Genomic DNA, 18,515 nt, shown 5'->3' with positions numbered 1-18,515 from the left:
CTTGGCTCCCTTAAATCGACAGTTTCTTGACGCGTTTACCGCCGTACACCAGGTTAACCAGCGCACGTGTACCGATAATGGCCGTAAACATTGAGGTCAAAATACCGATCGACAGCGTCACAGCAAAGCCTTTGATTGCCCCTGTACCCACTGCAAACAAGATGATGGCAGTGATCAATGTGGTGATATTGGCATCAGCAATGGTACTGAAGGCATTGGAGTAACCCCGATCAATCGCATGTTGTGGATTACGCCCTTCAATCAGCTCCTCGCGGATACGCTCAAAGATAAGTACGTTCGCATCCACGGCCATCCCCACGGTGAGGACAATACCGGCAATGCCGGGTAGCGTCATGGTCGCCCCAGGAATCAAAGACATGATACCGATGATCAGCACGATATTCGCAAACAGCGCACAGTTAGCAAAAAGGCCAAAGCGACGGTAGTAAATCAAGGTGAAGATCATCACCGCAACCAATCCCCAGATACAGGCTTGCACACCCATATTGATGTTTTGCTGCCCCATAGATGGACCAATGGTGCGCTCTTCAACAATAGAGATGGGAGCAATCAAGGCACCTGCACGTAACAGCAACGCGAGGTTGTGTGCTTCTGCAGGCGAGTCGATGCCAGTAATCCGGAAGTTACGCCCCAACGCCGATTGAATCGTCGCTTGGTTGATCACTTCTTCGTGCTTTTCCAAGATCACTTTGCCGTTTTCGTCGCGCTCTCCGCTGTCTTTGTACTCAGCGAAAACCGTTGCCATCAGTTCACCAATATGGCGTTTACTGAAGTCCGACATCTTGTCGCCACCTTCGCTATCTAGCGAGATATTGACTTGAGGACGGCTGTATTCGTCACGTGACGAGCTCGCATCGGTAATATGAGACCCGGTCAGGATCACGCGCTTTTTCAACACGGTTGGACGACCATCACGGGTCATCATCAGCTCGCTACCCGGCGGCACTCGGCCAGCCATGGCAGCAGACAAGTCGGCGTCTTGATCCACTTCGCGAAATTCCAAGGTCGCCGTCGCGCCAAGAATTTCTTTCGCACGCGCCGTATCTTGTACACCCGGAAGCTCAACCACAATGCGGCTCGCGCCTTGACGTTGCACCAATGGCTCGGCCACACCTAATTCATTCACACGGTTACGCAAAATGGTGATGTTTTGTGCCACCGCGTAGTTACGAATTTCTTTCAGGCGCTCTTCTTTGTAGACGGCGGTCAGTTTGCCTTGATCGCCATCTACCGAGAAGTTCATATCCAGATAGTTGTTCGACAGCAGCTCAAGTGCTTTGTCTGTGTCTTGCGCATTACGCAGAAGCACCACAACGCGGGTATTATCTTCAATTCGAATGCCGCGGTAGCGAATACGCGCTTCGCGCAGATCAGTACGGAAGCTGTCTTCCTGCTGCGTCATCAGCTTTTCGAGTGCCGCGTCCATGTCCACTTCCATGAGAAAGTGCACACCGCCACGCAAGTCAAGACCAAGCTTCATAGGCGTGGCACCCAGCGCGTCTAGCCAAGTCGGCGTCGCCGGAGCCAGGTTTAAAGCCACCACATAGTCGTTGCTATCAAAACGGGACATCAGAAGATCGCGAGCACTGATTTGGGTCTCAGTGTCTTTAAAGCGGGCCAACACGGTGCCGTCTTCGAGCGCGATAGATTGATAGGAGAGATCGTTGGATTCGAGGGTTTGTTTGATGGAGTCCAGCGCAGTCATATCTACCGAGGCGCCACGCGCCCCGGAAATTTGTACTGCTGGATCTTCACCGTATAAATTGGGAAGCGCATACACGATGCCGGTAACCAAGATTACCAGCAACATGATGTACTTCCACAAAGGATAACGGTTTAGCACAGCATGCATCCTTTATGGTTGCGAGAATTAAAGAGACTGGATGGTACCCTTAGGTAGAACAGCGGTCACGAAGTCTTTTTTAATCGTCACTTCGTTGTCGTCGTTCAGGGCGATGACAATAAAATCATTGTCTTCAGCGATTTGGGTGATTTTACCCACCAAACCACCACCGGTCAGTACTTCGTCCCCTTTGCTCATAGAAGCCATCAAGTTCTTGTGCTCTTTAACACGTTTGGCTTGCGGGCGGTAAATCATAAAGTAGAAAATCACCGCAAAAAGGCCAAGCATGATAAATAGCTGCATACCACCACCTTGTGGTCCGGCTTCAGCGGCTGCGTGAGCTTGTGAGATAAACATTCAATCACGTCCTCGTTCTAGTTGTTGAATTCGAAATCAGTCGAGCGGCGGCACTTCCTTGCCACGACGCGCGTAGAAATCCTCTACAAAGGCATCTAATCTACCTTCGTCAATCGCGTGACGCAAACCTTCCATCACTCGTTGATAGTAACGTAAGTTATGGATGGTATTGAGGCGCGCGCCAAGAATTTCGTTACAGCGGTCTAAATGGTGCAAGTAAGCACGGCTGTAATGGCGGCAAGTGTAACAGTCACACTCTGGATCCAGTGGCGAGGTATCACTTTTATGTTTCGCATTACGGATCTTGATCACACCGCCGGTAATAAAGAGGTGGCCGTTGCGGGCATTTCGGGTTGGCATCACACAATCAAACATGTCTACGCCACGACGAACGCCTTCCACCAAATCTTCAGGCTTACCCACGCCCATCAGATAGCGGGGCTTATCTTCTGGTAGTTGCGGACAGGTATGCTCCAAGATGCGGTGCATGTCTTCTTTTGGCTCACCCACGGCCAAACCACCGACAGCATAACCATCAAAGCCAATCTCAGTGAGCCCTTTGACCGATACATCGCGCAGATCTTCATATACACCACCTTGCACGATACCGAACAGCGCATTTTTGTTACCTAATTTGTCAAAGTGATTGCGGCTGCGCTTTGCCCAGCGTAATGACATCTCCATCGACTTTTTCGCTTCGGCGTGCGTCGCAGGGTAAGGGGTACACTCATCAAAAATCATTACGATGTCTGAACCAAGGTCATATTGGATCTCCATCGATTTTTCCGCATCCATAAAGATGCGATCACCATTCACAGGGTTACGGAAATGAACCCCTTCTTCGGTGATTTTACGGATATCGCCCAAGCTGAAGACTTGGAAGCCGCCAGAGTCGGTCAAGATGGGTCCTTGCCACTGCATAAAGTCATGCAAATCCCCGTGCAGTCGCATTACCTCTTGACCCGGACGTAGCCAAAGGTGGAAGGTGTTGCCAAGCAAGATTTCGGCACCGGTTCCTTTAACTTCTTCTGGGGTCATTCCTTTTACGGTCCCGTACGTTCCTACCGGCATAAATGCTGGGGTTTCTACAGTCCCGCGCTCAAAGATCAAACGGCCACGGCGGGCGCGTCCGTCGGTTTTCTTCAGTTCGTATTCCACGAATCCTCCTCAGTGCCAGAGAAACAGTCTGGCGTGTGTCTTATGCGTGCAAGGTTTATCATGCCGCAAGCATCGCACGAGCAGTTAATCTCGTGTCGTTGTCGATGAGTCAGCGTCTTGCTGACGGGTAATAAACATGGCATCGCCGTAGCTGAAAAAGCGATAGCGCTCTTCAACTGCCGCACGATAGGCGGCCATCGTATGTTCGTAACCGGCAAAAGAGCTCACCAGCATGATCAAGGTTGATTCCGGCAAGTGAAAATTGGTCACTAACACGTCCACCAGCTGCCATTGATAACCAGGATAGATAAAAATCTGAGTATCGTTGAAAAATGGCGCCAACGGCTCACCGTTTTGCTTCGCCGCTTGTGCCGCACTTTCCAGTGAACGCACCGAGGTGGTTCCCACCGCAATCACGCGTTTACCTTGCGCACGGGTGTGGTTCACCGCATCAACAACCTCTTGTGGCACTTCCGCATACTCTGCATGCATTACGTGCTCTTCGATATTATCAACGCGCACGGGTTGGAATGTTCCGGCGCCGACGTGCAAGGTAACAAACGCCATATTGACGCCTTTTTCTTTAAGCGCAGCCATAATGGCATCGTCAAAGTGTAACCCCGCCGTTGGCGCAGCAACTGCCCCGGGCTTTTGGTTATACACAGTTTGATAGCGTTCTTTATCGCTCTCTTCATCAGGGCGGTCGATGTATGGCGGCAACGGCATATGGCCGATGTCGTTAAGCGTATCTACCACGCCTTTATCGCCGTTTAGCTGGATTTCGAACAAAGCATCGTGGCGTGCCACCATCTCTGCAGGGATCTGTCCGTCATCGCCAAGGAATAATTCGGCACCGGGTTTGGGGGCTTTAGACGCGCGCACGTGGGCGAGGAAACGACGTTCGTCGAGCACGCGCTCCACCAGCACCTCTATTTTACCGCCCGACGCTTTGCGGCCATACACACGCGCAGGGATCACTCGTGTGTTGTTGAACACCATCAAATCCCCAGGCTCAACCAGCTCGAGGATATCTTTAAACTGACGATGTACCACCTCACCGCTTGTGCCATCGAGTGACAATAAGCGACTTGCACTGCGATCCGGCTGCGGATAGCGTGCAATTAACTCATCGGGAAGTTCAAAGTGAAAATCGGATAATTGCATGACATTTGCCTAGATAAAAAGCAGGCCGCTAGTATAGGTTCACCACGGTGAATATCAAGCAAGGTGGAGGATTAGTCGCCGCTTAAACTGTCACATCTTATTGCACTTCGCCTGCCTTTTATAACAACTATCCTTGATACGTATCACGTCGAATTAGTGCTAGGTAGACTAGAGTGTAAGTATAGCTTCCCTTCCCTGTCTTACTGTAAGGAGGTGCCATGTTTATCGTTGATGACATGATGACCCGGCATCCACATACGCTCTCCCCGGAACACACCTTGGCCGACGCTCATACGCTGATGAGTGCCGAACGCTTTCGTCATTTACCTGTGGTTGATGATGCGCAGCGACTGGTAGGACTCGTGACGCAACGCGACGTGCTATCCGCTCAAGCCTCTTCGTTAGGTAAAGCGACTAACGGGGACAACGAAATGAATACGCCCCTGTCGCATTTTGCTCATCGTCAACTAGTGACGGTGGATCCAGAAGCCTCTCTACGCGCAGCCGCCTTGACCATGCTAGAGCGCAAAATCGGTTGTTTGCCTGTGATTAAAAATCAGAAGTTGGTTGGCATTATTACCGACAGCGATTTTGTCGCCATAGCCTCAACTTTGTTGGAAATCCAAGAAGAAACTGAGCCCATGGAGGCCGACGAATAAAAAAGGGGAGTGTCGCCACTCCCCGTTTCGTCCCATCCGCATGGGTTAGAACTGATCTTCTTCGGTTGAGCCAGTCAACGCTGTCACCGACGATTGACCACCTTGAATGGTGTTGGTCATTTGGTCAAAGTAACCCGTGCCCACTTCTTGCTGGTGCGCCACAAAGGTGTAGCCTCGTTCAGCCGCTTCAAACTCTGGGCGCTGCACTTTTTCGACATAGTGACGCATCCCCTCACCTTGCGCATAAGCGTGGGCTAAATCAAACATGTTGTACCACATGTTATGAATACCCGCTAAGGTGATGAACTGATACTTGTAGCCCATGTCTGAAAGCGCTTGTTGGAAACGGGCAATCGTGTCTGCATCCAAGTTTTTCTCCCAGTTAAATGAAGGAGAGCAGTTATAAGCCAGTAATTGATCGGGGTATTTGGCGTGAATGGCTTCGGCAAATTGACGCGCTTCTTCTAAATCAGGTTTTGCCGTTTCACACCAAACTAAATCGGCATACGGCGCGTAGGCCAAGCCGCGAGAAATGGCTTGCTCAATCCCCGCACGCACACGGTAAAAGCCTTCGGCCGTGCGCTCGCCGACAATAAAGTCTTTATCGTAGGGATCGCAATCCGAGGTCAGCAAGTCTGCCGCATTGGCGTCGGTGCGCGCAATGACTAAGGTATCTGTCCCTGCAACGTCCGCTGCTAAACGCGCTGCCACCAGTTTTTGCACCGCTTCTTGGGTCGGCACCAATACCTTGCCCCCCATGTGGCCACATTTTTTCACCGACGCGAGCTGATCTTCGAAGTGCACCCCAGCGGCACCTGCATCAATCATGCTGCGCATCAACTCATACGCGTTGAGTACGCCGCCAAAGCCTGCTTCTGCATCGGCAACAATCGGCAAAAAGTAATCAATGCCATCTTCCGGGCTGCCCCCTTTCGACCATTGGATCTGGTCGGCACGGCGAAAAGCATTATTAATGCGCTTCACCACCGCAGGTACCGAGTCGACGGGATACAGTGATTGGTCTGGATACATGCTTGAAGCGGTGTTGTTATCCGCCGCCACTTGCCAGCCGGAGAGGTAAATGGCTTCAATTCCCGCTTTGGCCTGCTGGACAGCTTGCCCACCAGTGAGTGCACCAAGGCAATTCACATAGCCCTTTTTGGCCTCACCATTGACAAGATCCCAAAGCTTAGCGGCACCGCGCTTGGCAATGGTGTTTTCTGGGACAAAAGAGCCGCGTAGGTTCACCACCTCTTCCGCGCTGTAAGTCCGTTTTACGTTTTTCCAACGTGGATTTTCTGCCCACTCTTTTTCCAGTTGAGCGATTTGTTGTTGGCGAGTTAAAGTCATGTTCCATTCCTCTTATTTCTCGGGCGCAAGCCCAGTCCTGTCAATCCATTTTGTTGTGTTGCTTCCGTGCCACTATGGCAAATACTGATACCCAGGTAGGGTTAAGAAGTTGACCAACTCATCACTGGTCGTCAGCTGTGCCATCAAGGCGGCTGCTTGCTGATATTGCCCGCGGGCAAAGACATCGGCCCCTAACTCGTGTTCCAGTACTTTCATCTCTTCACTGAGGTATTGCTCAAACAATGCCTTGGTAACTACTTGGCCATTGCTCAATGGCTTTTGATGTTTGATCCATTGCCAAATCGACGCACGTGAAATCTCGGCAGTGGCGGCGTCTTCCATTAAGCCGTAAATCGGCACACACCCATTACCTGAGATCCATGCTTCGATGTATTGCACCGCGACCCGAATGTTGTGTCGCATTCCCGCTTCGGTGCGCTCTCCGTCACAAGGAGCAAGGAGATCGGCGGCGGTAATCGGCGCGTCTTGCTCGCGGGAGATATGTAACTGGTTAGGCTTGTCACCCAGTGCGCGGTCGAACACCGCTTTAGCGGTATCTGCCAGCCCCGGGTGCGCAATCCATGTACCGTCGTGGCCGTTATTGGCTTCGAGGGTTTTATCTTTTTCAATCTTATCCAGCACCTGCTGGTTTTCAGCCGGATCTTTACTGGGAATAAACGCGGCCATACCGCCCATCGCTAACGCACCGCGCTTGTGGCAAGTTTTTACCAACAAACGGGAGTAAGCATTGAGGAAAGGTTTATCCATGGTCACGACTTGGCGATCCGGCAAGACGCGATCCGGATGATTACGCAAGGTTTTGATGTAGCTAAAGATATAATCCCAGCGGCCGCAGTTTAGAGCCACAATGTGGTCGCGAAGATGGTAAAGAATTTCATCCATCTCAAACACGGCAGGTAGAGTCTCAATCAATACGGTGGCTTTAATGGTGCCACGGCTTAGACCAAATTCATCTTCAGCAAATGAGAAGACGTCACTCCACCATGCGGCTTCTTGATAGGCTTGTAACTTCGGCACATAAAAGTAAGGACCCGAGCCGGTCTCCAATAAGCGACGATAGTTGTGGAAAAAATACAAAGCGAAGTCGAATAAAGCGCCTGGAATAGGTTTGCCCTGCCACTCTACATGCTTTTCCGTGAGGTGAAGGCCACGCACGCGGCAGATCAGCCGAGCCGGATTATCATTGAGCTGATAACGCTTACCAGTGTCAGGGTGGGTATAACTGATGGTGCCGTTGACCGCATCACGCAAATTCCGCTGCCCCTCAACCACTTGCGGCCACGCCGGTGCAAATGAGTCTTCAAAGTCTGCCATGAAGACCTTCACATTCGCATTCAGTGCGTTAATCACCATTTTGCGATCGACAGGTCCGGTGATTTCTAACCGGCGATCTTGCAGATCGCTGGGGATCCCACGAATGGTCCAGTCCCCTTGGCGAATTGATTCGGTTTCGGGTAAAAAGTCTGGCAAGGTGCCTGCGTCAATGCGCTGCTGACGGACTTCTCGCGCCGCGAGCAGCTCAGGCACGCGTGATGCGAACTTATCAGCGAGACTCGCCACAAAACACAACGCATCATCGGTGAGTATTTCAGCTTGTTCCGGTGATAGCGCTTCTGTCAGCACCAGCGATTCACGTAACGTTGAACACGCTTCAGTCATGTTGCCTCCCTGGCCTCAGTTGTAATCCAATCACAACAAAAATGATTATTCCGCCACACTGCAACTTTTCTAGACAATGTGGTCACTGTTTAATCAAGTTGGCGTAGTTTGGCGTAAAAATCAACTAGAGATTCATTTCAACCCCGCAACAAAAAACACATAAATACAAACAAAACAGAAAGTTAAATAAAATAGAGTATTAGCTCGAATTGATTTTTTTGTACGAATTATTAGGAGGATATAAACCTGCTACGCAGATCATATTTTTGTCACCTATTTGTAACTCATTACGTAATTTAACTACACATTAAGCGACAAAAGATGTGTGGGAGAGGTAATAAATTTATTATTATCAGCCAGTTAATCGAAACAGCAAGATGCGTTGATTATAAACCGACTCACTGGCGTGATAATAATCCAACGATTCTATTTCACTTAATGAGGTTTTATTGCAGAGGAATATGCTACTTAATCTGCTATTAATCGAGATAAAAACCTAAATAGCAGATGAGCGCTAGCTAGTCAGTGCGATTAAGTAATGCTGCAACCAGATCAGCCAATTTATTAAAGGTATCAATGCGACTCGATGATGGACGCCACACCATGCCAATTTCACGATACGCGGCGCGTCCGGGTGGCGTTTCTAGATGCACGTCGAGATTATCGATTAAGCCATGATCAATCGCCATTTGCGGAATAAATGTGACGCCATTGCCGTTGGCGACCATCTGAATCAAGGTATGTAAGCTGGTCGCCATGAACGGGTTAATCTTCTGTGAGGCTGTCATTTGGCAGGCAGATACCGCATGGTCCGTGAGACAGTGCTCGCGCTCGAGCAAAAACACCGACTCATCGGGCAAGGCATCATAATCCACCGGCAGCGTTAATTGCGCGGCTTGCTTGCGGCTCATCACCATCTTGAAAGGATCACGGCCAACAATGCGGCTGGTCATGGCGCCGATATCCATCGGTAAGGCCAAAATCAGCACATCCATTTCGCCGTGTTTGAGCGCGGTAAGCAAGTTCGCGGTGGTATCTTCTCGTAACAAGAGATCTAAATTGGGATAGCGCTGGTTAACCTGCTGGACCACGTCGGAGAGTAAAAACGGAGCGATAGTCGGAATACAGCCTAAACGGACTTTGCCATGCATAGGATCAGACTGAACGTGAGTGAGCTCCATTAAATCTTGGCTTCGGGCAAGAATTTCGCGGCTGCGGCGTACCACTTCCTCTCCCATACCAGTCAGCACCAAGGTTTTATTGTCTCTTTCAATGAGCTGGGCACCAATCAACTCTTCTAGATTTTGGATCCCGGCACTGAGGGTCGATTGGCTAACAAAACACAGTTTCGCCGCCTCGCCAAAATGACGAGTTTCTGACAAGGTAACCAGATAGTGTAGCTGCTTAAGTGATGGATATTTGTTCATTCTGTCAAACTTTATACAATCGTTTTTTTCGATTATAACAATCTATTAATTCCACTTTTTTCAATGTAGCAAGTCAGCTATAGTTTGTCTCGCTTATATAGGAACCTGATCTTCAGGCAAACTTTTTAATTAGGAGCTGAGTTATGGTACTCGTAGGTCGTCAAGCACCAGATTTTACTGCCGCAGCCGTACTAGGTAATGGCGAAATCGTTGAAAACTTCAACCTGAAAGAGTTCACCAAAGGCAAAAAAGCTGTTGTCTTTTTCTACCCACTCGACTTCACTTTCGTGTGCCCATCAGAGCTGATTGCATTCGATAAGCGTTTCCAAGACTTCCAAGCGAAGGGCGTTGAGGTTATCGGTGTGTCTATCGACTCTCAGTTCTCACACAACGCATGGCGTAAAACTGCCATCGAAGACGGTGGTATCGGTGCGGTTAAATACCCACTGGTTGCAGACGTTAAACACGAAATCTGCAAAGCGTACGACGTAGAGCATCCAGAAGCAGGTGTTGCTTTCCGTGGTTCTTTCCTCATCGATGAGGAAGGCGTTGTACGTCACCAAGTCGTGAACGATCTGCCACTTGGCCGTAACATCGACGAGATGCTGCGCATGGTTGATGCACTGAGCTTCCACCAGAAGAACGGTGAAGTATGCCCAGCACAGTGGGAAGAAGGTAAAGCAGGTATGAAAGACTCACCAGAAGGTGTTGCTGCATACCTGTCTGAGCACTCTGCTGACCTGTAATTATTAACGGTCAAAAGGTGACGTGCCCTACGCACTGGACAATGTGAGATAATAATGAGGCCCGGTTAAACCGGGCCCTTTTTGTATCTATTCTCCATAACACGTTACTTGCATCGTCACGATCCCCTCCCTTTCTACCGCTTCTACTAGGTAATTCCCCTGCCTGCTGTCACAATACAGCCTCTATTATTGACACTGTGTTACTCACTAAGGGGTGGTATGTCTGTCTTAGTCGAAGTTTGTATTGATAGTATTGGCTCTTTAAAGGTGGCAGAGCGCGCTGGCGCTGATCGCATCGAGCTGTGTAGTGCTTTGCGCCTTGGTGGACTCACGGCCAGTTACGGCTATATGCAACTTGCCGCCCAACAAGCGAATATTCCCATTTATGCCATTATCCGGCCACGTGAGGGAGACTTTTTATACAGCAGTGATGAAGCAGAAGTCATGCTCAAGGATATTGCGATGGCACGCCAAGCTGGATGTGCAGGCGTGGTGATCGGCGCACTGACAGCCCAAGGACAGCTCGACTTACCGCTTATCGATGACATGTTGGCAGAAGCCAAAGGCATGGGCGTGACGTTTCATCGCGCGTTTGACCACTGCGCCGATCCTGAATCAGCACTGGAAGCGCTTTTAGCGCGTCCCGCGATTGAGCGGGTACTTACTTCGGGCCAAGCCAGCAGCGCAGAGCAAGGTAAAGAGGCACTGAAACGCTGGGTAGAAATGACCCGACAGGCTGCTTTACAGATCATGCCTGGCGCGGGGGTCACGCCTGATAATGCTGCGGCGATCCTCTCCCACTGCGGCGCGCGTGAAATTCATTTATCTGCCCGTATGGATCAGTCCAGTGCCATGCAACACCGGGCAATGGCCACCATGGGCGAAGGTGATGATGCCTGCTACCCAATGACCAACCCCGCCATTATCCGGCAAATAAAAGTCCTTTCCGCACGCTTGTGAGTGCGTGCAACAGGCTATGGCACAACACTGAACTGTGACTGACTCGGATATTTTGATGCGCGATCGCCGTCCTCGAGGCGGTAGCGTTGCATCGTAAAGGCGAGTTTTCTACCGTAAAAGCACAATGGTGTGAAAAGGAGTTTCCCTTGTCGGATAAAACATCAAGTAAAATCAGCAAAAAGCACTACGAAAAGAAACTGACGGAGCTACAAACCGAGCTAGTCAAACTGCAAGAGTGGGTCAAGCAAGAGCGCCTCAAAGTGGTGGTGTTATTCGAAGGGCGAGACGCCGCGGGCAAGGGTGGCGTGATCAAACGTATTACCGAAAAACTCAACCCACGTGTATGTCGCGTCGTCGCGCTAGATAAGCCCACCGAGCGCGAGCGTACCCAATGGTATTTCCAACGTTATGTTGAGCACCTGCCTGCCGGTGGTGAAATCGTTCTGTTTGACCGCAGCTGGTACAACCGAGCAGGGGTTGAGCGGGTGATGGGATTTTGCTCCGACGAAGAATACGAAGAGTTTCTACGTACCTGTCCCGAGTTTGAACGCATGTTAATGCGTGCTGGCATCATCTTGATTAAATATTGGTTTTCAGTTTCTGACGACGAGCAAGAAAAACGCTTTGCCGAACGTATTAGCACCCCCATTAAGCGCTGGAAGTTCAGCCCGATGGACTTAGAGTCTCGCAGCCGCTGGGTGCAATATAGCGAGGCCAAAGATCGTATGTTTGCTTACACAGACACCAAAGACAGTCCGTGGTGGGTGGTCGAAGCGGACAATAAAAAGCACGCACGGCTCAATTGCATTGCGCACTTGTTATCGCAGATCCCGTATCAAGAAATCACCTACCCCGAGGTCGATCTACCTGAAATCAATAAAGAAGGCTATGTACGCATGCCACTTGAAGAGCAAAGTTTTGTGCCCGATCAAGTTAGTGAGTGGCTCAATAATGAGCCAGACGATTAACCCTTATTTAAGCAGTTTTTCCAGCTCTTCTTTTTGAATATGGCGAACATCTTTTCCTTTCACAAAGTAAATGATGTATTCGCAAATATTCTGACAGCGGTCGCCAACACGCTCAATGGCGCGTGCTGACCACATCACTTTCAGCACGTTAGGAATTGAGCGTGGGTCTTCCATCATGTAGGTCATCAGTTGACGCAAGATCCCTTCGTATTCACGATCTAAGGAGTCATCTTTGCGATACACCCGCATGGCCGCCTCGATATCCATACGGGCAAACGCATCCAGTACCTCGTGCAGCATCTTCGCCGCACGTTGCCCTAGCGCCTCCAATGAGACGAGAAAAGGCTGCTGAGAGTGACTGGAGTTATCCAGTGCCATTTTCGCGATGCTGTCCGCCACATCACCAATACGTTCAAGATCGGTAATGGTTTTGATGATCGCCATCACCAGTCGCAAGTCACTGGCGGTCGGCTGACGTTTGGCAATAATTCGCGTGCACGCCTCATCGATCGCTACTTCCATGCCATTGACTTTGTGATCTTCACGAATAACATGACGCGCCAGATCGACATCTTGGTTATGCATGGCACGTAGTGCATCGGTCAGTTGGCGTTCGACCAACCCCCCCATGGTTAAAACATGGGTTCGAATGGCTTCAAGCTCAGCATTAAACTGCCCTGAAATGTGGCGACTGATGTTATGGTTATCCAAGGCCTGCTCCTTATCCGTAGCGACCAGTTATATAGTCTTCAGTTTGTTTATTTTTCGGCGTCGTAAACAAGGTGTCCGTGTCCGCGTATTCCACCAAACGCCCCATATTGATAAATGCGGTTTGATCCGAGACACGCGCGGCTTGTTGCATATTATGGGTGACGATCACCACGGTGTATTGGCTTTTCAAATCATTAATCAACTCTTCAATCGTCAACGTTGAAATCGGATCCAACGCTGATGAAGGCTCATCGAGCAACAATACCTCTGGTTCAATCGCGATCGCACGGGCGATAACCAAACGCTGCTGCTGACCGCCTGACAAGCCAAATGCATTATCATTGAGTCTGTCTTTTACCTCATTCCACAAAGCCGCCCCTCGCAGCGCTCGCTCTACCGCATCATCGAGCACCCGGGGATCATTGATACCCTGCAGGCGTAATCCGAACACCACATTTTCATAAACAGATTTAGGAAAAGGGTTGGGCCGCTGAAACACCATACCAACTTGGCGGCGTAATGCAGGCACATCAACGTCGCGATCGTAAATATTCTGCCCATGCAGGGTCACTTCCCCGCGAACACGACAGCCATCAACCAGATCATTCATCCGATTAATACAGCGTAGCAAGGTCGACTTACCACAGCCGGACGGGCCGATAAACGCCGTGACCTTTCCCTTTGGGATCCGCATATTAATATCAAACAAAGCTTGTGTTTGCTGATAGTACAAATTGAGATGACGGATCGACAGCGCGGTTTGCTCTTCAGGCAAATTTGCCAAATCGAGCTCGGGAGTCAGGCCAATTCGGGAGTTTATCGAAAACATAGGTTGTCGAGCCTCATCATTATTGTTCCAAATCGCGATACTTTTCACGCAAGTAATGGCGGATCCCGATAGCGGCAAGGTTTAACGCCACAATCACAGACACCAGTAAAAACGAGGTGGCATATACCAGAGGGCGTGCCGATTCAATATGGGTACTCTGAAAGCCAAGATCATAAATATGATATCCCAGATGCATAAACTTACGTTCGAGGTGCAAAAAGGGGAAGTTACCATCCACCGGCAAAGCTGGTGCCACTTTCACTACCCCCACCAGCATCAAAGGCGCAACCTCACCGGCTGCACGCGCAACGGCGAGGATCAGCCCAGTCATCATCGCCGGACTTGCCATCGGCAACACGACTCGCCACAGTGTCTCGGCTTGGGTCGCACCTAATGCAAACGCACCATGACGAACACTGGTCGGGATGCGTGCCAACCCTTCCTCCGTCGATACAATGACCACGGGCAGCGTCAAAATCGCCAATGTTAACGCTGACCACAGTACGCCCGGCGTTCCAAAGACAGGGGCCGGTTGAGCGGCTTGATAAAAGAGCTCATCAATCGAACCACCAATGAAATAGACAAAAAAGCCCAAACCAAAGACGCCATAGACGATCGAAGGTACCCCGGCCAAATTGACAACTGCAATCCTAATCATCCGTGTAAACGCGGTTTTTGGCGCATATTCATGAAGGTACACCGCGGCAATCACCCCAAGCGGCGTTACAATCACAGCCATCAACAGCACCAAAAATACGGTGCCAAAAATGGCAGGGAACACGCCGCCAGAAGCATTACCATCCCGTGGTGGCTCTGAGACAAACGCACCAATTTGATGACCCCAAAAGAGCAGCTTCTCAACCCCGCTCATTGCGTTGGGGTACCATACCGCCAAGACGTTACGAAGTGGCAATAGCACTTCTTCATGATGGCTGTCTTTGACCACCAACATGGCATCATCTTGGTGATGGCGTAAACTTTCCAGCTTCTTCTCGAGCTGGGAATATTGGTCCAATAGCTGCGCGCGCTGCTCTGCGATATGGGCTGGAGGCTCACGATTTGCGGCATGGGCCAAGGCCCAGCGTTTTTCCTCTAAACGCAGCTGTTCCAGTTGATAATTGACACTGGCGAGGTGGACACGTTCAATATCATCAATCACATCACGTCGCGCGGACAAGGCGTCAAGGCGTGCCTCAAGATCCGCCTCATCTAGGCGATGGCGCGTACCTTTCTCATCTACCAGCGCAACAGGCCATCCATAGAACATCCCATTCTCGACCCGCTCTATCATGGCTAACGATGCCGGAGTAAATTGGCTGCGAATGTTAAACGCCAACAACTGCCGGAAGTCCACCCCCTCACGCTCGCGATTACCGATCTTGACCACTAAACGGGCATAATCTGGGTTAGCATCTTCCGGTAATGTGATGCCTGCATCTTGCAGTTGCGTCGCGTCGACACGGTCCGTTTGGTAAATCTGACCAATCACCGTTTCTTGGCCTTCGGGTGTATTGAGCGTGAACTGGGTGATGGGCGTAGGCCAAAAATAGCCCAACCCGCGCGCACCAATAAGAAGCAACACACCAAGGATCGCAATCAAGCTGACACTGACCATGCCTGCGGTTATCCACACCCAAGGGGTTCCTGATTTCATCCATGCGCGCATACGAGCTCTCATCCCCACCTATAAGTTACTGTACTTGTCGCGCAAGCGTTGGCGTACGAGTTCAGCTAAGGTGTTAAACACAAAGGTAAATACAAACAAAATAAATGCGGTTAAAAATAACACGCGATAATGGGAACTCCCCACCTCAGACTCGGGCATTTCAACCGCGATATTGGCGGACAAGGTGCGCAACCCCTCTAACAGATTCCAATCCATGATGGGCGTATTCCCGGTCGCCATAAGTACAATCATGGTTTCGCCTACCGCACGTCCTAGTCCCATCATCACCGCCGAAAAAATACCCGGGCTTGCGGTGAGCAATACCACACGTGTCAATGTCTGCCAGTGAGTGGCCCCCAAAGCCAACGCGCCGCTTTTTAAATGCGGCGGCACAGAGAAAATGGCATCTTCCGCAATCGAGAAAATGGTTGGCACTACCGCAAAGCCCATCGCAATACCGACCACTAGCGCGTTACGCTGGTCATAGCCTATCCCTAATTCATGGGTGATAAAGCGACGCGCATCGCCGTCAAACCATAGGTGTTCTAACCAAGGCCCTAATTGCCAAGCCACCAAGGCAATCAGTAACAGGGCCGGAATGATCACCAAGATTTGTGCATTGTCCGGTAAGCGGCGGCGTACATAGCGCGGGATCATTCGCCAAATCATGCTAAGACCCAGCAAACAAAGTGGCACCATCAGCAACAGTAAAAATACCGTGGGCAGGTGTTGCTCAACCCAAGGTGCTAACCAGAGCCCGGCTAAAAAGCCGATGATCACGGTTGGCAGTGCCTCAATGGTTTCAACCGTCGGCTTCACGACTTTACGTAACCCCGAAGACATAAAATAGGCAGTATAAATCGCCGCACCAATCGCCATCGGGACGGCAAATACAAGCGCAAAGAGGGCCACTTTCAGGGTGCCAAAAATCACCGGAACCACGCTTAATTTAGCTTCAAACGTGTCATCCGCAGAAGTGGATTGCCACACATATTGGGGCTCTGCGTACCCTTCGTACCAGACTTTCTCCCAGAGTGAGTGAACACTAACTTCTGGGTGTGGGTTATCGACAGCAAACCATTGCCATACACCATCGGTGACGGTAATCAGTGCCTGTGCACGAGGAGAAAACGCCATTGCTTGCGGCAAGGTATCGAGCATGGCCGCAAAATAACGTTGCTTTTCGCTGGTCGCATGCAGCAAGCTCAGCCCCCCTTGCTCATCCGCAACCGCAATACTTTTACGATGCAACTCCGGTGAGGCCACAAACTTCCCTTTAGCTGGCTGAAATAACCGCACTTCGGTCAGCGATGGCTGGCCACTTTTCACCACATCAAACCACTGACTCAAGCCACCATCTTGATGATGTAGCATTAACGAACGCCCACCTGCGAGCAAGGTCATCGCCTTAACCGGACTCTCCACCACGTTGGCAAGATTAATGGTTTCACGTATGGCCATCTGTTGCCCGTGAATTCGCCACACCGTCAGTGTGCTGCCTTGACGCACAAAGAGGCGTTGTCCGTCAGGTGAGAGCGCCATATTATCAACCGGCTCACTCAGCGAGTGCCGTTCAATCCGTCCACTGCGATAAAGCACCAGATCCTGCGTGTGTGTCACCGCCACCAAAACAGGGGCTATATTTTCCCCGTGTAAACTGTCTGGCACAGCGAGCGCTAATTGGCGTAGCGCCGACGAGTCCAGTATCACAGGTAAAGGAAATGCCGCCATGCGGCGCAGCTTGGGCAATACCGAGGTATTGTCGCCATATTCAGCGCGAAAACGTAGCTGCCAAACGCCTACTTGTCCCGGTTTGATTTCTACAGCCATAAAGGGCGCGGTGGCAGGCACTGTCGCCATCGCAGGACGAGGAATATCTGATAAGTTACGCGCCAACATCACGGTTGCAACTTGGTCGACCTGTAAAGGACGACGGGCTACGGTTAAGGTGCCACTGTCATCAAGCGCATAAACCAGCTGCTCACGATTGTCAGCGCCAATAAAGTGCGGCGTAGATGGTGTTGGCACACTAAAACGGCCGGTCGGCGTCATACTCGCTTGATGAAAAAGCGGTAACACGACGGTCAGCAAATAAAAGAACAAGAGCAGTAAAGTGACCAATACCATCACGCCACCAAGACGTACTGTATGCCGTGTAAACGTGTCTTTTAAACGTCTTACTCGATTGGCATCTTTGAGTGATGGTGAAGTGTGGGTCATTCGTGCCTCTTGTTTTAGATCAAGCCCTTAATTGTATGTCATTACAATGACATTTTTATGACATCCCTACTCTGAACAGGGATACCACCGAGGGCTGTACGCAATAAAAATGAAACAAACGGGCTTTAGGCTGGCGCAGGTTGATATTGGGCACAGTTTAGCGACTTTACTGCAAAGCAGCATAGACAACACCTTGACCGGCCTCAATAATTGACCCGACAATCGCCGTAAGGATCACGCATGAAGCATTTTGTTATCACACTGATGGGTCCCGATCGCGCTGGGCTGGTTGATCAAATCTCACAGACCATTTTTACGCATCACGGAAGCTGGCAAGCCAGTCGCCTTAGCCAACTCGCTGGACAATTCGCAGGGATCATCCATCTATCTGTGTCTGATACCCATGCGGATGCGCTAGTCCATGCGCTTCGCGAATTGGATGGCTTACAGCTGCTGATCACCGACGCTAAGCCAGTCACCCCTAACCCGACCACACATACCTTGTCGGTCACGGGCAACGATCGTCGCGGCATTGTTCAAACACTCAGCCAATTACTGGCGGCTCACGGTATCACTATTAATAAACTCAATGCGCAAACACAAAGCGCGGCCAATACCGGTGGGCAAATATTTACTGCTGATTTTTATCTGGATATTCCGCTGGATGCGGATGTCTCCATGTTACACGAAGCCCTTGAAGCACTGTCCGACGACTTAATCGTCGAGTTTGACAGTAATTTCACCCAGTAGAACAGG

At 50.5% G+C, this 18,515-nt stretch carries 16 protein-coding genes; 5 read left to right on the top strand and 11 right to left on the bottom strand.

Translation table 11 applies throughout. The features are described from left to right. Positions 1–10: 10 nt before the first annotated feature. The 4 genes from secD to queA form a co-directional block, all read right to left on the bottom strand. Positions 11–1,864 carry a protein translocase subunit SecD gene (gene secD, locus BZG82_RS07955; RefSeq protein ID WP_077678134.1) on the bottom strand — a complete coding sequence of 618 codons (1,854 nt, stop codon included), beginning with the start codon at positions 1,862–1,864 and terminating at the stop codon, positions 11–13. A 27-nt stretch (positions 1,865–1,891) separates the two neighbouring features. Continuing rightward, entirely contained in the window at positions 1,892–2,221 is a 330-nt protein-coding gene (yajC, locus tag BZG82_RS07950; protein WP_069590628.1) for a preprotein translocase subunit YajC, read from the bottom strand. 36 nt (positions 2,222–2,257) lie between these two features. Then, positions 2,258–3,379 carry a tRNA guanosine(34) transglycosylase Tgt gene (gene tgt, locus BZG82_RS07945; RefSeq protein ID WP_069590626.1) on the bottom strand — a complete coding sequence of 374 codons (1,122 nt, stop codon included), beginning with the start codon at positions 3,377–3,379 and terminating at the stop codon, positions 2,258–2,260. Between the two features lie 84 nt (positions 3,380–3,463). Continuing rightward, the gene (queA, locus tag BZG82_RS07940) at positions 3,464–4,543 is read right to left on the bottom strand and encodes a tRNA preQ1(34) S-adenosylmethionine ribosyltransferase-isomerase QueA (RefSeq protein WP_077478901.1); all 1,080 of its coding nucleotides are present in this window, start codon (positions 4,541–4,543) and stop codon (positions 3,464–3,466) included. Between the two features lie 218 nt (positions 4,544–4,761). Between queA and BZG82_RS07935 the strand changes: the two genes are divergently transcribed. Next, the gene (locus tag BZG82_RS07935) at positions 4,762–5,202 is read left to right on the top strand and encodes a CBS domain-containing protein (RefSeq protein WP_069590622.1); all 441 of its coding nucleotides are present in this window, start codon (positions 4,762–4,764) and stop codon (positions 5,200–5,202) included. A 45-nt stretch (positions 5,203–5,247) separates the two neighbouring features. On the opposite strand, the gene aceA is transcribed toward BZG82_RS07935, so the two are convergent. From aceA to BZG82_RS07920, 3 genes are all read right to left on the bottom strand, one after another. Further along, positions 5,248–6,552 (bottom strand): isocitrate lyase, encoded by a 1,305-nt coding sequence (gene aceA, locus BZG82_RS07930; protein ID WP_069590620.1) that lies wholly within the window; start codon positions 6,550–6,552, stop codon positions 5,248–5,250. A gap of 72 nt (positions 6,553–6,624) precedes the next feature. Beyond that, a complete protein-coding gene (gene aceB / locus BZG82_RS07925) occupies positions 6,625–8,232 on the bottom strand; it encodes a malate synthase A (protein ID WP_069590619.1) in 1,608 nt (535 codons plus the stop codon). Positions 8,233–8,750: 518 nt separating this feature from the next. Beyond that, the gene (locus BZG82_RS07920; protein ID WP_077765550.1) at positions 8,751–9,659 is read right to left on the bottom strand and encodes a hydrogen peroxide-inducible genes activator; all 909 of its coding nucleotides are present in this window, start codon (positions 9,657–9,659) and stop codon (positions 8,751–8,753) included. 143 nt (positions 9,660–9,802) lie between these two features. On the opposite strand from BZG82_RS07920, the gene BZG82_RS07915 reads away from it, so the two are divergent. The 3 genes from BZG82_RS07915 to ppk2 all read left to right on the top strand — a co-directional run bounded on the left by BZG82_RS07915 (position 9,803) and on the right by ppk2 (position 12,333). Further along, positions 9,803–10,405, top strand: a complete 603-nt coding sequence (locus BZG82_RS07915) for a peroxiredoxin C (RefSeq protein ID WP_069590615.1) — start codon at positions 9,803–9,805, stop codon at positions 10,403–10,405. Between the two features lie 219 nt (positions 10,406–10,624). Beyond that, positions 10,625–11,365, top strand: coding sequence for a copper homeostasis protein CutC (locus BZG82_RS07910; protein ID WP_077765549.1), 741 nt, complete (start codon positions 10,625–10,627; stop codon positions 11,363–11,365). Between the two features lie 146 nt (positions 11,366–11,511). Next, positions 11,512–12,333, top strand: a complete 822-nt coding sequence (gene ppk2 / locus BZG82_RS07905; RefSeq protein ID WP_077662913.1) for a polyphosphate kinase 2 — start codon at positions 11,512–11,514, stop codon at positions 12,331–12,333. Between the two features lie 3 nt (positions 12,334–12,336). On the opposite strand, the gene phoU is transcribed toward ppk2, so the two are convergent. From phoU to BZG82_RS07885, 4 genes are read right to left on the bottom strand one after another with little or no spacing between them, the layout of a single operon-like run. Further along, the gene (gene phoU, locus BZG82_RS07900; RefSeq protein WP_069590609.1) at positions 12,337–13,044 is read right to left on the bottom strand and encodes a phosphate signaling complex protein PhoU; all 708 of its coding nucleotides are present in this window, start codon (positions 13,042–13,044) and stop codon (positions 12,337–12,339) included. A gap of 10 nt (positions 13,045–13,054) precedes the next feature. After that, positions 13,055–13,873: a phosphate ABC transporter ATP-binding protein PstB gene (pstB, locus tag BZG82_RS07895; RefSeq protein ID WP_077639624.1), complete on the bottom strand. Its 819-nt coding sequence runs from the start codon at positions 13,871–13,873 to the stop codon at positions 13,055–13,057. A gap of 19 nt (positions 13,874–13,892) precedes the next feature. Continuing rightward, a complete protein-coding gene (gene pstA, locus BZG82_RS07890) occupies positions 13,893–15,539 on the bottom strand; it encodes a phosphate ABC transporter permease PstA (protein ID WP_077765548.1) in 1,647 nt (548 codons plus the stop codon). 18 nt (positions 15,540–15,557) lie between these two features. Then, positions 15,558–17,759, bottom strand: a complete 2,202-nt coding sequence (locus BZG82_RS07885) for an ABC transporter permease subunit (RefSeq protein WP_077765547.1) — start codon at positions 17,757–17,759, stop codon at positions 15,558–15,560. A 240-nt stretch (positions 17,760–17,999) separates the two neighbouring features. On the opposite strand from BZG82_RS07885, the gene BZG82_RS07880 reads away from it, so the two are divergent. Next, the gene (locus tag BZG82_RS07880; RefSeq protein ID WP_077765546.1) at positions 18,000–18,509 is read left to right on the top strand and encodes a glycine cleavage system protein R; all 510 of its coding nucleotides are present in this window, start codon (positions 18,000–18,002) and stop codon (positions 18,507–18,509) included. The last annotated feature ends 6 nt before the right edge of the window (positions 18,510–18,515 follow it).

This window comes from Salinivibrio sp. PR5 (assembly GCF_001996085.1).
GTDB lineage: Bacteria > Pseudomonadota > Gammaproteobacteria > Enterobacterales > Vibrionaceae > Salinivibrio > Salinivibrio proteolyticus.
This window is presented reverse-complemented; position numbering and strand designations above follow the sequence as displayed.

What these genes read in the sequence shown, in the direction of transcription:
- yajC (WP_069590628.1), bottom strand. Translation starts at nt 2,221, where the DNA reads ATGTTTATCTCACAAGCTCACGCAGCCGCTGAAGCCGGACCACAAGGT.
- queA (WP_077478901.1), bottom strand. Translation starts at nt 4,543, where the DNA reads ATGCAATTATCCGATTTTCACTTTGAACTTCCCGATGAGTTAATTGCA.
- BZG82_RS07935 (WP_069590622.1), top strand. Translation starts at nt 4,762, where the DNA reads ATGTTTATCGTTGATGACATGATGACCCGGCATCCACATACGCTCTCC.
- aceA (WP_069590620.1), bottom strand. Translation starts at nt 6,552, where the DNA reads ATGACTTTAACTCGCCAACAACAAATCGCTCAACTGGAAAAAGAGTGG.
- aceB (WP_069590619.1), bottom strand. Translation starts at nt 8,232, where the DNA reads ATGACTGAAGCGTGTTCAACGTTACGTGAATCGCTGGTGCTGACAGAA.
- BZG82_RS07920 (WP_077765550.1), bottom strand. Translation starts at nt 9,659, where the DNA reads ATGAACAAATATCCATCACTTAAGCAGCTACACTATCTGGTTACCTTG.
- BZG82_RS07915 (WP_069590615.1), top strand. Translation starts at nt 9,803, where the DNA reads ATGGTACTCGTAGGTCGTCAAGCACCAGATTTTACTGCCGCAGCCGTA.
- BZG82_RS07910 (WP_077765549.1), top strand. Translation starts at nt 10,625, where the DNA reads ATGTCTGTCTTAGTCGAAGTTTGTATTGATAGTATTGGCTCTTTAAAG.
- pstB (WP_077639624.1), bottom strand. Translation starts at nt 13,873, where the DNA reads ATGTTTTCGATAAACTCCCGAATTGGCCTGACTCCCGAGCTCGATTTG.
- pstA (WP_077765548.1), bottom strand. Translation starts at nt 15,539, where the DNA reads ATGCGCGCATGGATGAAATCAGGAACCCCTTGGGTGTGGATAACCGCA.
- BZG82_RS07885 (WP_077765547.1), bottom strand. Translation starts at nt 17,759, where the DNA reads ATGACCCACACTTCACCATCACTCAAAGATGCCAATCGAGTAAGACGT.
- BZG82_RS07880 (WP_077765546.1), top strand. Translation starts at nt 18,000, where the DNA reads ATGAAGCATTTTGTTATCACACTGATGGGTCCCGATCGCGCTGGGCTG.